The organism is Massilia sp. IC2-477 (assembly GCF_020707265.1).
Lineage (GTDB): Bacteria > Pseudomonadota > Gammaproteobacteria > Burkholderiales > Burkholderiaceae_D > Telluria.
The window spans coordinates 19,454-37,127 of the sequence record NZ_JAJFEQ010000003.1 but is presented as its reverse complement, the minus strand read 5'-3'; the positions used below and the strand labels follow the sequence as shown (position 1 = coordinate 37,127).

The following is a 17,674-nucleotide window of genomic DNA, read 5'->3' as shown; positions in this document are numbered from 1 at the left end:
GTATTACTTCTTCTTCCTGCTAGTTTTAGCAGCGGGGGTCTTGGCCTCCGCCTTGGTTTTCGGTGCGCTCTTGCTGGCGGCACGCTTGGTTGGCGTCTTGGACGCCGTGGTCTTGCTTGCGGCCTGGGCGGCCGGCTTGCGCGCGCTGCGCGGCACCCGCGGCGGCGGCACGAAGACGACGTCTTCGTCCTCATCTTCCTCGTCTGCGGCACTGGTATAGCGCGACGGCTCGACGGGCGCAGCTTCGCCCTTGGCCTTGCGCTTGCGCGGTGGCTTCGGCTCGAGCGCCTCGATGGCGGCCTGGCGTGCGCGTTCCATCGGCGCCGGGATTGCTGCCTGCGCTTCAGCGAGCACCAGGTCGATCTTGCGCGACTCGAGGTCCACGCGCGCCACCTTGACGTTGACCTTGTCGGTCAGGCGGTAGGTTGCGCCGCCGCGTTCGCCGCGCAGTTCGTGGCGCGCTTCGTCGTACTGGAAGTAGTCGGTACCCAAGCCGCTGATGTGCACCAGGCCCTCGACGTACAGCTGGTCAAGCGTGACGAAGATGCCGAACGGGGTCACGCCGGACACGGTGCCGGTGAAGTCCTCGCCCAGCTTGTCCTGCATGAAGTAGCACTTCAGCCAGTTCTCGACGTCGCGCGAGGCTTCGTCGGCGCGGCGCTCGTTGGCCGAGCAGTGCACGCCCAGCGCGTCCCAGATCGTCAGGTCCTTCTCGTTCTTCTGGGTGCCCGCGGCCTTGTCCTTGGCCGCCTGCTTGCGCGCGGAATTCGACAGGGTCGTATTCAGCTTGCCCAGCTCGATGCCCTTCGGCTCGTACTTCTTCCCTTGCAGGATGGCCTTGATCGCGCGGTGGGTCAGCAGGTCCGGATAGCGGCGGATCGGGCTGGTGAAGTGGGCGTAGGCTTCATACGCCAGGCCGAAGTGGCCGACGTTGTCCGGGCTGTAGACCGCCTGCTGCATCGAGCGCAGCAGCATGGTCTGTAGCAGCGCAGCGTCCGGGCGCTCCTTGATCTTCTGCATCACCTCGGCGTAGTCGCGCGCGGTCGGCTTGGTGCCGCCGCCCAGGTTCAGGCCGACGAGCTTCAGGAAGGTGCGCAGCTGGTTCAGCTTTTCTTCGGTCGGCACCGCGTGGATGCGGAAGGTGCCAGGGTGCTTGTGGCGGATCAGCAGATCCGCCGCGCACACGTTCGCCGCCAGCATGCACTCTTCGATCAGGCGGTGCGCATCGTTGCGGGTGCGCGGGATGATCTTTTCGATCTTGCCGACGGCATTGCAGACGATGTAGGTCTCGGTGGTCTCGAAGTCGATCGCACCGCGCTCCTGGCGCGCCTTGAGCAGCGCGCGGAACACTTCGTTCAGGTTCAGCAGGTGCGGCACAATGCCAGGGCGGCGCTGGGCTTCCGGACCATTCGTGTTGCCGAGGATCTCGGCTACTTCGTTATAGGTCAGGCGCGCGGCCGAGTGCATCACGGCCGGGTAGAACTGGTAGGCCGTGACTTCGCCGTCCGTTGTCACGACCATGTCGCACACCAGGGTGCAGCGGTCCACCGCCGGGTTCAGCGAACACAGGCCGTTGGACAGCTTCTCGGGCAGCATCGGGATCACGCGGCGCGGGAAGTAGACCGAGGTGCTGCGCTCGATCGCATCCGCGTCCAGCGCATCGTTCGGCTTGACGTAGTGGCTGACGTCGGCGATCGCGACCAAGAGGCGATAGCCCTTGGTACGGCCGATCTTCACCGGCTCGCAATAGACCGCGTCGTCGAAATCGCGTGCGTCTTCGCCGTCGATCGTCACCAGGGGCACGTCGCGCAGATCGACGCGGTCGCGCAGGTCGGCATCCACCACTTCGTTCGGCAGGCGGTTGGCCTGCTTCAGCGCGGCCGGCGAAAATACGTGCGGCACGCCGAACTTGCGCACCGCGATTTCGATTTCCATGCCCGGGTCGTCCAGCTCGCCGAGCACTTCGGCGATGCGGCCGGTGGGCTGCTGGAAGCGCGAAGGCTGTTCGATCAGCTCGACGCTGACGACCTGCCCGGCCTTGGCCTTGCCCGGTCCGCCCGCCACCAGCACGTCCTGGCTGATGCGGTTGTCTTCCGGCGAGACGATCCAGACGCCGCCTTCATTCATGAGGCGACCGATGATGTGGGTGTTGGCGCGTTCGACCACCTCGACGATGGTGCCTTCCGGACGGCCACGGCGATCGGTGCCGGTGACGCGTGCGCGCACGCGGTCGCCGTTGAGCACCTTGTTCATTTCCTTATCGTTCAGGAACAGGTCGTCGCCGCCCTCGTCCGGAATGACGAAGCCGTAGCCGTCACGGTGCGCGCTGACCTTGCCGGTGATGAAGCCGGACTGGTCTGCAAGCATATAGGTGCCGCTGACGTCGGCGCGGATCTGGCCGTCGCGTTCCATCGCGTTCAGCCGGCGGCCGAGCACTTCCTGCGCGGTAGGCTTGACCTTGAGGACGCGCGCCAGGTCGCTCGCGCCGAGCGGGCCCTTGGCACTGCGGAAGACGGCGAGGATTTCCTCGCGGCTAGGAATGGTATGAGTAGGTTGCTTCAAATCGTTTTCTTATTTCTCTTAATGGATGGACACTGCCAATGCAGGGCCTGGATTCATTGACACCTTGACAGGCGTAGTGTAACGGAGAGGCGTGCGATTCGCCTAACGTATGCAGCGAAGCGTGCTCGGGGAACTTGCTTGCAAACCCCAGCGCGGGGACTTTGACTTTTGAAATCCTTCCGCTATAATCTCGGTCTCTTCAGCAACGCAGCAAGCTGCAGCAGGAGAGAATGCAGTAGCAGGAAGAGCGTTCAGCGCGATGACCGACGAAAGTTGATCTAGCGAAAAATGACAAAGCCTGATATTGTAGCAGAGTTAGCAGTTCAGTGCCCACGTGGCGGAATTGGTAGACGCGCATGGTTCAGGTCCATGTGCCGCGAGGTGTGGGGGTTCGAGTCCCTCCGTGGGCACCAGCTACCGGTAGTACTCCGCAGCAGTATGCAGTATCGTAGGGTGGGCGGATTTCCGCCCACGCGGAAGGCAGCACAGTAGTAGCAGTAGTCGAAGCAAATATGCCCACGTGGCGGAATTGGTAGACGCGCATGGTTCAGGTCCATGTGCCGCGAGGTGTGGGGGTTCGAGTCCCTCCGTGGGCACCAACTACCGGATGTAAATCCGCAAGCAGTAAAGTTTTGAAGTAGCAGGTTCAGTGCCCACGTGGCGGAATTGGTAGACGCGCATGGTTCAGGTCCATGTGCCGCGAGGTGTGGGGGTTCGAGTCCCTCCGTGGGCACCAAACTCTACCTAGGACAGACGTCCCGCAAAACGCCGTAAGCTTTGAAAAAGGCTTACGGCGTTTTGCGTTTATTTGCTCCATTTATGCCTCCGACTTGGACATGCGCCTGCATTCTGCTTAGACTGCGCCCATGTCACTCTTCGATTTCTTCCGCCGGCCACCAACGCCACGCAAGTACGCCCAGCTGTTGATGAAAAAGCTGGCCATCCACCATCCGGACGAACCGGTGCGCTTCGACGAAGCGGGTTTTCGTCTGCTGGTCGGCAGCGATGGCAGCCAGGTCATCAACCTGCACAACCTGTACCCGGAATACTGCGCCGCCGACAAACACGAACGTGTGCTGCAGCTGGAGCGCGCGATCGCGATCATGCGCCCGCCCGGCCTGCCCGCCACCTTCGCGGAAGCGCGCACGCACCTGATGCCGGTGCTGCGCGGCCGCGGCATGATGGAATACCTGCGGCTGATGGAACTCGGCAAGGAACCGTCCGCGTCCTCCGGCAGCCTGGCCTTCCCCTTCAGTAGCGATACCGCCCTGATGCTGGTGCACGATGGCGAGCACATGATGCAGTCGTTTGGTGCGGCGCAGCTGGAGCAATGGGGTGTGACGGCGGACCAGGCCCTGGCCGCCGCCATGGACACGCTGCGCGACGCCAGCGTCGACCGCTTCGTGCAGATCGAGCCTGGCCTGTTTGCCGGCGACTGGGGCGATGCCTACGACTCCTCGCGCCTGCTGCTGGCCGACCTGGCGCACCGCATCGCCGGCGCCAAGCCGGTGGCGATGGCGCCGGCGCGCGGCACGCTCTTGCTCGCATCCGGCAACAATGTCGAGGGTGTGCGCGCGATGGTGGCGCTGTCCCAGCGCATCGCCGACAGCGAGCCCCGCCCGGTGTCCGCGCTGATGTATCGCTACCAGGATGGCCGACCGGTCGACTATGTGCCGGAAGACGAAGTGGCGCGCAGCGCGCTGGAAAACCTGAAGCGCCAGTACCTCTTCGGTGACTACGCGGCGCAGAAGGAGACGCTGGACGAACTGCACGAAAAGAGCGGCACCGATATCTTCGTAGCCAGCTACAAGGTGATGCGCGACGAGACGCAGGGCATCGAATACAGCCTGTGCAGCTGGACCAACGGTGTCGACAGCCTGCTGCCGCGCACCGAGCGCGTGGCACTGGTGGTGTACGAGGGCGATGAGATGCAGGAGCTCTTGATGCTGCCCTGGGATGCGCTGCACGCGGCCTGCGCGGAACTGATGGTACCGGTGCCGGATGCCTATCCCGAACGCTACCGCGTCACCGCCTTCCCCGACCTGGCGCGGGTGCGCCCGCTGGCCCTGCCCAGAGATTAGTGCGCGGCCAGGTCGTCGAGGATCGGGCAGTTTGACCGCGCATCGCCATGGCAGGAGGCGGCCAGCGCTTCCAGGGTGCGGCGCATCGCCTCCATCTCGGCGATCTTCTTGTTCAATTCGTCGATGTGGGCGCGTGCGAGGGCGCGCACGTCGGCGCTGGCGCGGCCCTGGTCCTGCCACAGGCTCAGTAATTTCCGAATCTGCTCGAGCGAGAAGCCGAGTGCGCGGGCGCGGTGCACGAACTGCAGCACCCGCACGTCCTCCCCGGAATACACGCGGTAGCCGGCCCCGGTGCGCCTGGGCTCCCTGACCAGCCCGATCGATTCGTAATGGCGGATCATCTTGGCCGACACGCCGGAAGCCTTGGCGGCGTCGCCGATGTTGAGCTGCGTTGCGGCTTGTTCCATTGTCATCTCCTGTTGTATCCAAGGGCAGAATACACCTTCCCACGATAGGAAGGTCAAGGGAACGCTTGACTTGGCACGGCACCGCGCTAAGCTCGACAGGACATGAAACGCCTCACTCTCCTCCTCGCCCTCGGCCTCCTTGTTCAATTCGCATCGGCGGCTCCCGCGCCCTATTACCAATGGCGCAGCAAGCTCAACGGCGCCCTGGCCTGCTCGCAGACACCTCTGGGCGAAGGCTGGGAAAAATTCGCCGGCCCGTACCGGGACGCGCGTTGCGAAAAACTCATTGTTGCTAAATAATGGGATAGCAAGGCTCATCCGATTTATTCCAATACTGAGGAGACACCGATGTTCACGAGTCCGGAGCAGTTCGCCAACGCAACCAAGACCCTGTTCGACCTGCAGATGCAGACTTTCAATACCCTCGCCGACAAGACGGTGAAGGGCGTGGAGCAAGTGGTGGCCCTGAACATGAATGCAGCGAAGAACTCGATGGAAGGTTCGATCGCCGCCAGCCAACAGATGGCCGCGGGGTTTGCCGCTTCCGGCGACCCCAAGGCCGCGATCGCCGCCCTGCATGCGCGCATGCAGCCGGGCGCTGCCGGCGCCGCGGAATACCGCGAGAACCTCAAGGCCATCATCGACGAGATGCACCAGGAATTCCGCCAGGCTGCCGACACCCACGTGGCCGAAGCCAAGAGCACGCTGTCGGCGCTGATCTACGACGTGACGCAGAACGTCAAGCCGGGCTCGGAGAACGCGGTCGAGATCATCAAGACCGCGATCGACAATGCCTTCAAGGGCTATGAGCAGGTGACCCAGGCCACGCGCCAGGCAGTGCAGACGGTCGAGGAGCAGATCGCCAAGGCCAGCTCGATGGTGCAGCCGGGTATGCAAAAACCGGCCGAGTGAGTGAGCAACTCAGCAGCCGGTTTAATCACGAAAGAAAATTTCATCCTGGGCCCCAGGTGAAATTTTCTTTCACCGTTCCTCCAAACTTACGCAAAGTTATGCAGAGCAGGCTTTGCCGTTGGATTCCTGCTTCACCGGGGCCGGTTTCGCCTTGTGCTCACGCCCAAGGCCAGCGCCTTCCCCTCCACAGGCAGCGACGGTGGAACTCACCGCCATGTTCTTCAGGTTGATGGCCGCATTGATGTCGCGGTCGTGTTGCGTCTTGCAGCCCGGGCAGGTCCATTGCCTTGTTCCCAGATCGAGCGCTTCATGCTTGGAGCCACAGCAAGAGCACAAGCGGCTGCTCGCGAACCACCTGTCGGCGACGACCAAGTGCCCACCCCGCCATGCCGACTTGTACTCGAGTTGGCGACGCAGTTCGCGAAAGCCCATGTCGGCGATGGCGCGCGCCAGGCGGGAATTGGCCATCATCCCTTTCACGTTGAGATCTTCGATACCGATCGTGTGAAAGCGCCGCGCGATGCTGGTGCTGAGTTGATGCAGGCTGTCACGGCGCATGTTGGCGATCCGCTCATGCAGTCTGGCCAGCTTCAGCCTGGCCCGGGCCCGGTTACGCGAGCCCTTGACCTTGCGCGACAGCGCCCGAGACAGGCGGCGCAGGCGCCCCAGCAGGAAGCGCAGCGCCTTCGGTCCTGCCCACTTCTCCCCGGTCGACAGGGTGGCCAGCGCCGCGATGCCCAGGTCCACCCCCACCGGGCCTTGGTTCTCGGCAGGCGACAAGGATGGGTGCTCTGTATCGACAGTGATGCTGGCGTACCAGTGGCCGGCGGTGCGGGAGATGGTCGCCGCGACGATCCGGCCCGCGAAACGCAGGGCTTCGCGCATACGCACCCACCCCAGCTTGGGAATCCGGAGCTTCTTGCCCTCGAGGCGGAACTGGTCGTTGGTCAAGCTGAAACGGTCGCGCCGGCCCTTCTTGCGGAAGGCCGGGTAGCGCGCCCGCCGTTCGAAGAAATTCTTGAAAGCCTCACCCAGCTGCATGATCGCCATCTGCGGCGCGTTCTTGGTCACCTCGAGCATCCAGGGGAACTGCTCACGCTTGATGGCATTGAGCTGGCGGCGCAGGGCCGCTTCGCTCGGCTTCGGCAACGCTTGGTCGAGCTTGCCAGCTTCGTACTGCCGCTTCCACTCGACCAGCGCCCAGTTGTAGGCGAACCGGGCCACACCAGCGGCGCGCGCCAGGTAGGCCGCCTGCACGTTGTTCGGGGCGAGCCGAATGCGGTGCGCTACGAGCATGGGTTCCTGATGGTAGCCGAGGTCGTCATACTAAATGAGACCGTGTAGAGTTCAACAAGTTCTGGGCGAACTGCTAGAACCCTTCCGCTTCGATTCCCAGCAAGTCCTCCAGCCGCGCCAGCGAGGCGTCGTCCTTGATGACCGAGCGCAGCCACGCGTGCAGCGGCTGCTCGCCCCAGCGCGCCGCCTTCTCGGCCAGGTAGGCGACCGGGCTGTGCGGCTCGGTGCGGCGGAAGAACTCGGCGACGCTGCGCAGCTGGGCCAGGGCCTGCTCGCGGCTTTGCAGCGGCCCCTCCACCACTCGTAGCGCTGCGCCGGACGCCACCACCACCGGCATTGCGGCAGCCGCTCCCTGCATCGGCGCCACGGCTACCGGTTGCGCAGTCGCCGGCGCCGCCATGTCGGCAAAATCGCGCAGGGCCGCACGCGCCGCACCGAAGCTGGGACCATCGGCGCCGAGGCGCTCGTCCACCACGCGTTCCAGCTCGGCCAGCGCATCCAGGCACTCCTGCGCGCCCGCTGCCAGAGCCTGACGCGCGGAGGCCGGCGCCTTGGCGCGCGCTGCCTCCAGCTCGGCCACCGCGTCTGGCCCACGCGTCCGCGCCGCTTCCCAGGCCATCATGCTCACGCCTTCGGCCACCGGCACTTCCTTCACCAGCGGGGCAATGCGCGCCGCGATCCAGGCCAGGTTGCCGATGCGGCGCTCGTAGCCGTCTTCGTCGGGGAGCGGATGCACGTGCTCCCAATAGCGTTCGCACAGCGCCCCCAGGAGGCGCAGGCTGGCGGCCATGCCGGCAAGGCGGTCGGTTTTCGTGGCCGCTTCGGCCAGCCAGACTGCCAGCTGCAGGTCCTTGCTGCGGGTTTCCAGCAGTTCGGTGCAGCGCCTGGATACGAACTTCCAGTCGGCTTCCTTCAGCGTCGTTACCCAGGCGCCCTGCTCGATCGACGGATCGTCGGCCTGGCGCGCGCGGTTGATGGCGTCGAACTCGGGCGAGAACGCGAGGTCTTCGCCGCAGGGCTGGCTTGCTGTGAGCGGGACCAGGAGTTTATCCAGATTGAGCATGGTGGCGCCTCATTCGATCGCGTACTTGAACTTGCCGGCCTTGGTGGCGCCGACCTTCACCCGGCCGATCGTTCCGCCTTCGGCCATCCGCGCCAGCACGCTGTCGGCGATTTCGGGCAGCAGCGTGCCGTTCAGGATGTTGTCGACGTTGCGCGCGCCGGAATCGACTTCGGTGCAGCGGTTTAACACCGCCGCCACCAGCGCGTCGTCGTACTCGAAGCGGGCCCGGTGGTTGTCCATCACGCGCGCCTTGATGCGGTCCAGCTTCAGGCGAATGATGTTACTCAAAACCTCGTCGCGGATCGGGTAGAACGGCACCACCGTCAGGCGCCCCAGGAAGGCAGGCTTGAAGTGCTTCATCAATGCGGGACGGATCAGTTCCGCCAGCTGGTCCGGGGCCGGCACCTCGTTCGCCGGCTTGTTCAGGCAGGCCCCCATCATCTGGCTCGACCCGACGTTCGAGGTCAGGATGATGATGGTGTTGCGAAAATCGATCTGGCGCCCCTCGGCATCGTCCAGCACGCCCTTGTCGAAGACCTGGAAGAACAGCTCCAGCACGTCGGCATGCGCCTTCTCGACCTCGTCGAGCAGCACCACGCTGTAGGGATTGCGCCGCACCGCCTCGGTCAGCACCCCGCCCTCGCCATAGCCGACATAGCCCGGCGGCGAGCCTTTCAGGCCCGATACACTGTGCGCTTCCTGGTATTCGCTCATGTTGATGGTGACGAGCTTCTTTTCGCCGCCGTACAGGATGTCGGCCAGCGCCAGCGCGGTCTCGGTCTTGCCTACTCCCGAGGTGCCGACGAACAGGAACACGCCCTTGGGCTTGTTCGGATCGTCCAGGTTGGCGCGCGCGGTGCGCACGCGCTGGGCCACGGCCTGGCTGGCGTGCGACTGGCCAAGAATGCGTTCGTCCAGCAGCGACTGCAGGTTCACCACCGTACGCAGTTCGTCCTTGACCATGCGGCCGAGCGGAATGCCGGTCCAGCTGGCGACGATTTCCGCCACGGTGTGGCCGTCCACCTGCACCGGCACCAGCGGCGACTCGCCCTGCAGGCTGCGCAGCTTGTCGGTACGAGCGCGCAGGGCGCTGGCGTCCTGCGTCCGGCCCTCCTCGAGCGCGGTGCGCATCTCGCCGATTTCGGCGGCGATCTTCTGTTCCTCGTCCCAGCGCTGCTGCAGGCCAATGCGCTCATCATCCAGCGCGCCGCGCTGCCGGCGCAGCTCGACCAGCTTCTCTTCGTGGCTGGCGCCGGCGCTGGCTTCGCGCTGGAGCGATGCCATTTGCGCGTCGATGCGCTCGATCCGGCGGCTGCAGTCTTCCAGCGCCGCCGGCGTGGCGCTCTGGCCGAGCGCTACCTTGGCGCAGGCGGTATCGAGCACGCTGATCGCCTTGTCCGGCAGCTGGCGCCCGCTAATGTAGCGGTGCGACAGGCGCACGGCTTCCACGATGGCGTCGTCGTAGATGCGCACCTTGAAGTGGCTTTCCATCAGCGGCGCCATGGCGCGCAGCATGGCGCAGGCGGTCGGCTCGTCCGGCTCCTCGACCTTGATCACCTGGAAGCGCCGCGCCAGCGCCGCGTCCTTCTCGAAATACTTCTTGTACTCGCTCCAGGTGGTCGCGGCGATGGTGCGCAGTTCGCCCCTTGCCAGGGCAGGCTTGAGGAGATTGGCCGCGTCGTTCTGGCCGGCCGTGCCGCCGGCGCCGATCATGGTATGGGCCTCGTCGATGAACAGGATGATCGCGTGCGGGCTCTTTTTCACTTCGTCGATCACGTTCTTGAGGCGGTTCTCGAACTCGCCTTTTACAGAGGCACCGGCCTGCAGCAGGCCCATGTCGAGGGTGTGGATCTCGACGCCCTTCAACACGTCGGGCACGTCGCCCTGGGCGATGCGCAGTGCCAGGCCCTCGACCACGGCGGTCTTGCCGACGCCGGCCTCGCCGGTCAGGATCGGGTTGTTCTGGCGCCGGCGCATCAGGATGTCGATCGCCTGGCGGATCTCGGGGTCGCGCCCGATCACCGGGTCGACCTTGCCGTCGCGCGCACGCTGGGTCAGGCAGGTGGTGTACTGGTCCAGCGCGGGCGTGCTTCGCGCCGGCCCGGCCGCAATCTCCTCGGCGGCGTCGCCCGGCATGTCGAGCTGCTCGGCGGCCATCGGCTGCGTTTCCTGCGAGCCGCGCGTGATTTTCTGGAAGTCGTGCTTCAGGCGGTCGATCGGGAACTTGCGGAACAGGGGCGAGGCGCGCACGGCCAGCTGCGACAGCGAGGGTTCGGCGAGCAGCGCCAGCAGCAGGTGCCCACTGCGGATCTGGTTCGGCTGCCCCGCAGTTGGCGCCGCGAGGGATGCGATCAGCCACGCATGCTCGAACAGCACCGGCAGATGGCGCGAGAACACGGGCGTGCGCGCGCTGCCGCTGGCAAAACGTGCGATCTCGTTGCGCAAATCGGTCTCGAGGCCCGTCAGGCTGATGTCGCAGTGCTGGGCGATCACGCACAGGTCGCTGCCCGGCTGCTCGATCAGGCCCAGGAACAGGTGTTCGATCTCGACCTCGTACTGTCCCAGCCCGACGCAGATCGAGGCCGCCCGGGTGGCGGCGGCACGGGTGGTGTCGTTCAGTTTGCCGATCAGGGTCTTGAGATTGATGTCCATCGTGTCGCGTCCTTGAAGAAGAGGGTCGGCCGCCAGCGGCTAGCTGCGCTGGCGGACATTGCGCTTGACGGCGTAGTGCAGCGACGAAGGCTGCAGCACCGCGTTGAAGTGGACCGGCTCGGCGCAGTCAGGCAGGGCCAGCCGGGCGTGGATGATGAAACTGAGGCGGTTGACGCTGCCCGGCGCGAGGTCGAGCGTGGCGCTGACCTCGCGCAGGCGTGGTTCGTGGGCTTCGATCGCGTCCTGGATGCTGGCGCAGACGGCGGCGCGGTCGATGCTGCTGGTGAGGCAGTAGCCGGCGAAATCCGCCAGACCATAGTGCAGGAGCGAGCCGCGCGCTTCCGGGTAGGCGTTCAGGATGGCCGGATCGAAGGCCAGGCGCGTGTTGAGCAGCGCTTCCAGGTCGCGCGCCACGCTGTCCTTGAGCTGCTCGCTGGTGCAGGCGCTGCCGGCACTGGCCTCCGGGCGTTCGTCCATCAGACGGTCCAGCAGGCCGGGCTTGATGCCCTTCATGTTGCCTCCGCCGGTTGCAGGGAATGGAAGAAAAAACGCGCGACGCCGCGGCATGGCCGCGTGCGCCGCGCGAAGGCGCAAGCTGTCTGTCAGGCGATGTTCAGACGATCTTGTTGGCGGCCAGGTCCCAGCCGCCCGAAGTGTTGCCACCCGTGCCGCCGCCGATCTTCTGCTGGGTGTACTTCCACTTGATCTTCGAGAACTTCAGGCCCACTTCTTCCTGGATGATGCTGCCTTCCTTCACGCTCGGCTCGACGGCGCCGATCAGGACGTTTTCCAGTTCGATCTCGAAGTACTTCACCCGATCGCCCTGGCCGTCGGCGCGCATGAATTCCAGCTTGGCCTTCGGGATCGTCTTGCCGGCCGAGCAGGTCTGCAGCAGGATCGGCGAGGACAGGTCGGCCAGTTTCTTGAGCTTGATCTCTTCGTGCTCGCAACGCTCGGCGGTGTGGCCGCCGCTGGTCGAGGCGGTGGCGGAACGCGGCTGCTTCACGCCCCACTCCACGGAGACGCACTCGATCCAGTCCTTGTGCTTGTCGTCCATCGATTCGCCCTTGATCCCGTCGATCTGCAGGTAAACGTCAATTGCCATGTTCTACTCCATTCAGGTTGAGAAAGCTGATTAGCCATTGGTCGACTGCGGCAGCTCCGCGACCAGTCGGAGCGAAACGGACAGCTCGTCGAGCTGGAAATGCGGACGCAGGAAGGACACCGCGCGGTAGACGCCCGGACGGCCCGGCACTTCGGACACCTGCACGCTGGCCTCGCGCAGCGGGAACTGGGCCTTCTGGTCCTGGCTCGCGTTGTCGTCGAGGAGCACGTACTGGGTCAGCCAGCGGTTCAGGTAGTCCTCCACATTGGACGCCGCCGCGAAGCTGCCGATCTTGTCGCGCATCATGGCCTTCATGTAATGGGCGATGCGCGACACCGCGAAGATGTACTGCAGCTGCGAGGACAGCACGGCATTTGCGTTGGCGGCCTCGTTGGCGTACTTCTTGGCCTTCTGGGCCGACTGGGCGCCGAAGAAGGCCGCGTACGAGGTGTTCTTGCAGTGCACCAGGGAGATGAAGCCGAGGTCCGACAATTCCTTCTCGCGGCGGTCGGTGATGGCCAGCTCGGTCGGGCACTTGAGCGCCACCTCGCCCTCGTCGGTCTTGAAGGTGTGGGCCGGCAGGTTCTCCACCAGGCCCCCGCCCTCGACGCCGCGGATCGCCGCACACCAGCCGTAGTCCTCGAAGGCCTTGGTCAGCTTGGAACCGAAGGCATAGGCGGCGTTGCACCACAGGTACTTCTGGTGGTCGCTGCCGTCCACGTCCTCGACAAAATTGAAGCCCTCGGTGCTCATGCCGTCGGCCGGGTGGTAGGGCAGGCGGCCGAGGAAGCGCGGCAGGGTCAGGCCGACGTAGCGCGCGTCTTCGGATTCGCGGAAGGCTTTCCACTTGGCGTATTCGACGGTGTCGAAGACCTTGGCCAGGTCGCGTGGCTTGCCCAGGTCGCCGAAGCTCTCGATGCCGAACAGCTCCGGACCGGCCGAGGTAATGAAGGGAGCGTGGCTGGCTGCCGCCACGTGCGACATCTGCTCCAGAAAATAGATGTCTTCGGGCTGGCGCGAGATCTCGAAGTCGCCGATCAGGGTGCCGTAGGGGGCGCCGCCGAAGGTGCCGAATTCTTCTTCATAGACCTTCTTGAACATGCTGCTCTGGTCGAATTCCAGCGCAGACTGGAAGTCCTTCACCAGCTCGCGCTTGCTGGCGTTGAGCATGCGGATCTGCAGGTTGGCACTGGTCGCGCTGTTCTTGACCAGGTAATTCAGGCCGGTCCAGCTGCGCTCGAGCTTCTGGAATTCGGGGGCGTGCATCACGGCAGACAGCTGGTCCGAAATCATCCTGTCCAGCTCCGCCAGGCGCGCATCGATCATGGCTGAGAGGTTGTTCGACATGACCATCGTGCCCTGCATCACCTGGGTCACGAGTTCCGAGATGATGTCGCGTGCGCGTTCGTGTTCGCTGGTGGACTTGGCGACGCGGCTCTGCTCGACGATCTGGTCGAGCAGCGAAGCATCGAGTTCGACTGCCGGTGCGGCCTTGCTTGCGGTATCGAGGACTGCCGCCATCTCATGCCTCCCCTTCCGGTTTGCCCTGCTTCTTCAGGCTCGCCAGCTTTTCGGTATTGCCCAGCACTTCGCTGAGGATGTCTTCCAGCTTGTCGTTCCCGGCCAGCTTGTTGCGCAGGTCGGCCAGCTTGGTGCGCGCCTCCAGCAGGCCGCTCAGCGGCGCCACCTGGCGCACCACCGACTCGGGACGGAAGTCATCCATCTCCTTGAACTGCAGCTGCACCGCGAACTGGCCGCCTTCCGGCGACAGGTGGTTGTCGACCCGGAAGTTGACGGTCGGCGCCACCGCGCCCAGCACCTCGTCGAAGTTGGCGGCGTCGACGTTGACGAACTTCTTGTCCTTCAGGCGCTTCTTTTCCTGCGACGGGTCGTTCCCGAAGTCGCCCACCACGCCGACCACGAAGGGCAGCTCCTTGTTTTCGATGGCGTCGCCGATCTCGACGTCGTACGTCATCTGCACGCGCGGCGCGCGCACCTTTTGCAAGCGTTTCTGCACGCTTTCACTCTTGGCCATGTCGACTCCAGGTTGCGGGGGATGGGAACAGCCGGCGGCGCCGGCCGCGCGGTTTATTTCAGGCCTGCGAAAGGATCCTTGTCGCTGCTAGCGGGCTTTGAAGGAGCCGCTGGGGCAGCAGACGCGGTGGACGCGGGTCTCGGCCGTGGCTGGGCCTTCGGCGTGTCATTCGCCTTGAACAGCCTGTCCTCACCCAGGCTGGTGCGTAGCAGCTTGGCCAGATCCTGCGCCTCGCTCTTCACGTCGCCATTCAGGTTGTTCTTGCGGGTCAGGTCGGACAGCGACTTGCTGGCCACGCGCAGGCCGCTGACGGCGACGATGCTGTGCGCCACGGCGTCGTCCGGGTCACGCTCCAGGGCCTCCTGGGCATTGGTGATTGCCTCGCCGTAGACGCCGGCATTGAAGCGGATCTGCGCCATCTTCACCCAGGGCCGCTTGTCGACCGGGTGCGCCTCGCCCGCGGCCTTGAGCATGGCGTAGGCCTTCTCTTCCTGTTTCGAAGCGATCGCCTTATCGGCTTCGGTAAAGACTTGCTCCCCCGCGGCGGCGGTCGACCTGCCCGCCCCGCTTTGTGGGCCGCTGGCGCACCCGGCCAGGGCGACGACTCCCACGATCAACGGCATCAAGCGTTTGTACATGTGGCTCTCCACGACAGTTAAACCAGCCACCATTATTCGCAAGCGCCTTTTGCGGAAGTTGCGCACTGTCAATCAAAGCCGAGTTCGCTTTCTTTGCCACGTTGACGCCTTGCGCTTGCGCGGGATCACAGCAGGCGCACGCCGCTGGGTTTCAATCCGTGCTTGTGCTGGCAAACGATGAGTAAAGGAAATGGCGATGAGAACAATTTCGTGCCTGGCGGCGCTCGCTGTCGCCTGTCTGGCAGCCGGCTGCGGCAGTAACGGCATCGCCGGCAAAGCCCTGGAGGCGACCGGTTTGCGCAAGCCGTCCGAACTGCCGGACGCCCAGAAGCCGCCGCGCACGGTGGCCCTCCGCCTGCACGCCTCGCACAAGCTCAATCTCGACAAGCGCGGCCAGCCGATCGCGCTGGCGGTGCGCCTGTACAAGCTGCGCCGCGTCGAAGCCTTCGAACAGGCGCCCTACTCCGCTTTCCTGAACCCGCAGGCAGAACGCGACAGCCTGGGGGCGGACCTGGTCGAGGTACGCGAAATCATGCTGGTGCCGGGCCAGCGCTACGAAGTGGTCGAAAAGGTCAGCCGCGAAGCCAGCCACCTGGCCGTGGTCGCGCTGTTTCAGCGCCCGGCCGAACAGCGATGGCGCATGGTGGTGGCCGCCGCAGATGCGGAAAGCAAGGGCTTGACGCTGGGCCTGCACGCGTGTGCACTCACCGCGGGCGGCAGTTCCGGGACATCGATGCTTTCTTCTGTGCGCTGTCAATGAACCCGTCGTTGTTTCCGCCAAGCTAGGAATTTCTGGAGCCGGAGCCAAGTCGATGAGCATGCCAGCGAAGCTATTGTGGGGCGAGGGACTGTTCCTGCGACCCCAGCATTTCCAGCAGCAGGACCGCTACCACGAGGCGCGCCTGAACCAGACCGCTCTGGCGCTGCACCCCTATGCCTGGGGCGTGCGCAAGCTGGTGGTCGACTTCGACGCCCTGCGCCACGACGTGCTGCGCATCGAGGAACTGTCGGTGCTGTTCCCCGACGGCGACGTCTATCGCGCCCCGGACGGCGACCCGCTGCCGCTGCAGGTGCGCCTGGGCGAACTGCCGGCCGGCCTTCAAACTGTTACCTTCCACGCCGCCCTCCCCGCCCTGAAGGCCTGGGGCGAGAACCATGCGCCGGAAAGCGATACGCCGCCGGACGCGCGCTTTTCCAGTCACGAGCGCGAGACCCAGGACCTGTACACGCGCGCGGCCGAGGCCCCGATCACCTACCTGCGCAAGGCGCTGCGGCTGGTGGCCGACACCGAGCCGCTGGAAGCCTACGACAGCTTTCCGCTGGTGCGGCTGCGGCGCGTGCCCACCGGAGGCTTCGAGGCGGATCCCGCATTCGTTCCTCCCAGCCTGTCGATCGACGCCGCGCCCGGCCTGCACCTGAACCTGGCGCGGCTGATGGAAAAGCTGCTGGCCAAGGTCAACGCCCTGTACGGCCACATGCGCGAGCCGAGCAAGAACGTGATCGAGATCCGTGGCGGCGACGTCTCGGCCTTCTGGCTGCTGCACACGGCCAGCACCGGCTACGCCGCCCTGTCGCACTACCTGGGCCACCGCGACCTGCATCCGGAGCGCCTGTTCGGCGAGCTGCTGGCCCTGGCCGGCGGCCTGATGACCTATTCGCGCAGCTACCGGCTGGAAGACCTGCCGTCCTACGTGCACGCCGATCCGGGCCCGCAGTTCGCGCGCCTGGACGGCATCATCCGCGACCTGCTCGACACCGTGATCTCGTCGCGTTACTTCACGATCGTCCTGAACCGCGAGCGCCCCTCCTACTACCTGGGCGCCCTCGACTCGGGCCGCATCAATCTGCAGACCACGCTCTACCTCGCGGTGTCGGCCGACATGCCGGCGCTGCAGCTGGTGGACGTGGTGCCGCTGCAGTTCAAGGTGGGCGCGCCGGAAGACGTCGACAAGTTCGTGCTGTCGGCCCTGCCCGGCGTGAAGCTAGTGCACGCCCCGCAGGTGCCGGCGGCGGTGCCGGTGCGGCCCGATACCTATTACTTCATCCTGGAGAACCGTGGCATGCTGTATGAAACGATGCTGAAATCGCAGGCGATCTCGATCTACGTCCCGAACGGGATCCGCGACCTGCGCCTCGAACTGATTGCGGTGGCCGCATGAGCGCCTTCGTCGAACGGCGCGTCGCGCCCCAGCCCGGCCAGAAGGTCGAACGTCCGCCGCAGCGCCTGGTGGACATCATGTACGAAGGCTTCTATGCGCTGTTCCTGCTGAAGAACGGCTGCGGACCGCAGGACAAGGTGGCCTTCTCCGACAACATGACGGGCTTCCTGGCCGACGTCGACCGCAACGCCAAGGCGCTCGGCATCTCTGCCGAGGACGTGACCGCCGCCAAGTACGCATTCTGCTCGGCGGTGGACGAGATCATCCTGCGTTCGACGTTTGAAGTGCGCGAAGCCTGGGAGACACGCCCGCTGCAGCTGCGCGTGTTCGGCGACCAGCTGGCGGGCGAGCACTTCTTCCACCGCTTAGAAGACCTGCGCGCCAAGGGCCAGATGCACGTCGAGGCGCTGGAAGTCTTCCATATGTGCCTGCTGCTTGGCTTCCAGGGCCGCTACGCCCTCGACGGCCGCGACAAGCTCGATTACCTGGTAGCGCGCCTGGGCGACGAGATCGCCCGCATGCGCGGCCGCACCCGCGGCTTCGCCCCGCACGCCGATCGCCCGGACCAGGTGGTCAACCGGTTGCAGAGCGATTTGTCGCTGTGGGTGCTGGGCGCCGTGTTCATGGTGGCGGGGCTGGGGGCTTACCTGGGATTCCGGACGGCGTTATCCAAAGAGACGGAGACGCAGCTGGCCGCGTACAACGACCTGGTGAAGCTGCCGCCGAAGGCGGCGCATGTGACGATTACGCTTCCTTAGAACTTG

General features: G+C 65.1%; 16 protein-coding genes and 3 tRNA genes. 9 read left to right on the top strand and 10 right to left on the bottom strand.

What is annotated here, in order from left to right; all coding sequences use genetic code 11:
- Positions 1–3 precede the first annotated feature (3 nt).
- Entirely contained in the window at positions 4–2,562 is a 2,559-nt protein-coding gene (gene rnr / locus LK542_RS06355; protein WP_227811235.1) for a ribonuclease R, read from the bottom strand.
- A gap of 328 nt (positions 2,563–2,890) precedes the next feature.
- Between rnr and LK542_RS06350 the strand changes: the two genes are divergently transcribed.
- From LK542_RS06350 to LK542_RS06335, 4 genes are all read left to right on the top strand, one after another.
- Positions 2,891–2,975: transfer RNA gene (locus LK542_RS06350), tRNA-Leu, on the top strand.
- Between the two features lie 101 nt (positions 2,976–3,076).
- A tRNA-Leu gene (locus LK542_RS06345) sits at positions 3,077–3,161 on the top strand.
- 52 nt (positions 3,162–3,213) lie between these two features.
- A tRNA-Leu gene (locus LK542_RS06340) sits at positions 3,214–3,298 on the top strand.
- Between the two features lie 130 nt (positions 3,299–3,428).
- Positions 3,429–4,643 (top strand): hypothetical protein, encoded by a 1,215-nt coding sequence (locus tag LK542_RS06335; RefSeq protein ID WP_227811234.1) that lies wholly within the window; start codon positions 3,429–3,431, stop codon positions 4,641–4,643.
- Here LK542_RS06335 and cueR read toward each other — a convergent pair.
- Entirely contained in the window at positions 4,640–5,056 is a 417-nt protein-coding gene (gene cueR, locus LK542_RS06330) for a Cu(I)-responsive transcriptional regulator (protein WP_374040123.1), read from the bottom strand. The genes LK542_RS06335 and cueR overlap by 4 nt on opposite strands.
- A gap of 96 nt (positions 5,057–5,152) precedes the next feature.
- Here cueR and LK542_RS06325 point away from each other — a divergent pair, with 96 nt between their 5' ends.
- Positions 5,153–5,350 (top strand): hypothetical protein, encoded by a 198-nt coding sequence (locus LK542_RS06325; protein WP_227811232.1) that lies wholly within the window; start codon positions 5,153–5,155, stop codon positions 5,348–5,350.
- A 48-nt stretch (positions 5,351–5,398) separates the two neighbouring features.
- Positions 5,399–5,962, top strand: coding sequence for a TIGR01841 family phasin (gene phaP, locus LK542_RS06320; protein ID WP_227811231.1), 564 nt, complete (start codon positions 5,399–5,401; stop codon positions 5,960–5,962).
- A gap of 96 nt (positions 5,963–6,058) precedes the next feature.
- Here phaP and LK542_RS06315 read toward each other — a convergent pair whose 3' ends face one another.
- The 8 genes from LK542_RS06315 to LK542_RS06280 form a co-directional block, all read right to left on the bottom strand.
- Complete coding sequence (locus tag LK542_RS06315) at positions 6,059–7,258, bottom strand: transposase (protein ID WP_227811230.1); 1,200 nt, start codon at positions 7,256–7,258, stop codon at positions 6,059–6,061.
- A 73-nt stretch (positions 7,259–7,331) separates the two neighbouring features.
- The gene (tssA, locus tag LK542_RS06310; RefSeq protein ID WP_227811229.1) at positions 7,332–8,321 is read right to left on the bottom strand and encodes a type VI secretion system protein TssA; all 990 of its coding nucleotides are present in this window, start codon (positions 8,319–8,321) and stop codon (positions 7,332–7,334) included.
- A 9-nt stretch (positions 8,322–8,330) separates the two neighbouring features.
- A complete protein-coding gene (gene tssH / locus LK542_RS06305; RefSeq protein WP_227811228.1) occupies positions 8,331–10,973 on the bottom strand; it encodes a type VI secretion system ATPase TssH in 2,643 nt (880 codons plus the stop codon).
- A 39-nt stretch (positions 10,974–11,012) separates the two neighbouring features.
- On the bottom strand, positions 11,013–11,486 hold the full coding sequence (gene tssE / locus LK542_RS06300; RefSeq protein ID WP_227811227.1) for a type VI secretion system baseplate subunit TssE: 474 nt from the start codon (positions 11,484–11,486) through the stop codon (positions 11,013–11,015).
- Between the two features lie 100 nt (positions 11,487–11,586).
- Positions 11,587–12,078: a type VI secretion system tube protein Hcp gene (locus LK542_RS06295; RefSeq protein ID WP_227800962.1), complete on the bottom strand. Its 492-nt coding sequence runs from the start codon at positions 12,076–12,078 to the stop codon at positions 11,587–11,589.
- 30 nt (positions 12,079–12,108) lie between these two features.
- The gene (tssC, locus tag LK542_RS06290; protein ID WP_227800961.1) at positions 12,109–13,599 is read right to left on the bottom strand and encodes a type VI secretion system contractile sheath large subunit; all 1,491 of its coding nucleotides are present in this window, start codon (positions 13,597–13,599) and stop codon (positions 12,109–12,111) included.
- 1 nt (position 13,600) lies between these two features.
- Complete coding sequence (gene tssB, locus LK542_RS06285) at positions 13,601–14,113, bottom strand: type VI secretion system contractile sheath small subunit (RefSeq protein WP_227811226.1); 513 nt, start codon at positions 14,111–14,113, stop codon at positions 13,601–13,603.
- A gap of 53 nt (positions 14,114–14,166) precedes the next feature.
- Positions 14,167–14,751 (bottom strand): M48 family metallopeptidase, encoded by a 585-nt coding sequence (locus tag LK542_RS06280; protein WP_227811225.1) that lies wholly within the window; start codon positions 14,749–14,751, stop codon positions 14,167–14,169.
- A gap of 196 nt (positions 14,752–14,947) precedes the next feature.
- Here LK542_RS06280 and tssJ point away from each other — a divergent pair, with 196 nt between their 5' ends.
- Genes tssJ through icmH form a run of 3 tightly spaced genes read left to right on the top strand, consistent with a single transcriptional unit; the run spans position 14,948 to position 17,668 of the window.
- Positions 14,948–15,511, top strand: coding sequence for a type VI secretion system lipoprotein TssJ (tssJ, locus tag LK542_RS06275; protein WP_227811224.1), 564 nt, complete (start codon positions 14,948–14,950; stop codon positions 15,509–15,511).
- Between the two features lie 52 nt (positions 15,512–15,563).
- Positions 15,564–16,910: a type VI secretion system baseplate subunit TssK gene (gene tssK, locus LK542_RS06270; protein WP_227811223.1), complete on the top strand. Its 1,347-nt coding sequence runs from the start codon at positions 15,564–15,566 to the stop codon at positions 16,908–16,910.
- A complete protein-coding gene (gene icmH, locus LK542_RS06265; protein ID WP_227811222.1) occupies positions 16,907–17,668 on the top strand; it encodes a type IVB secretion system protein IcmH/DotU in 762 nt (253 codons plus the stop codon). Before tssK ends, icmH begins: the two co-directional genes overlap by 4 nt.
- Positions 17,669–17,674: the final 6 nt, after the last annotated feature.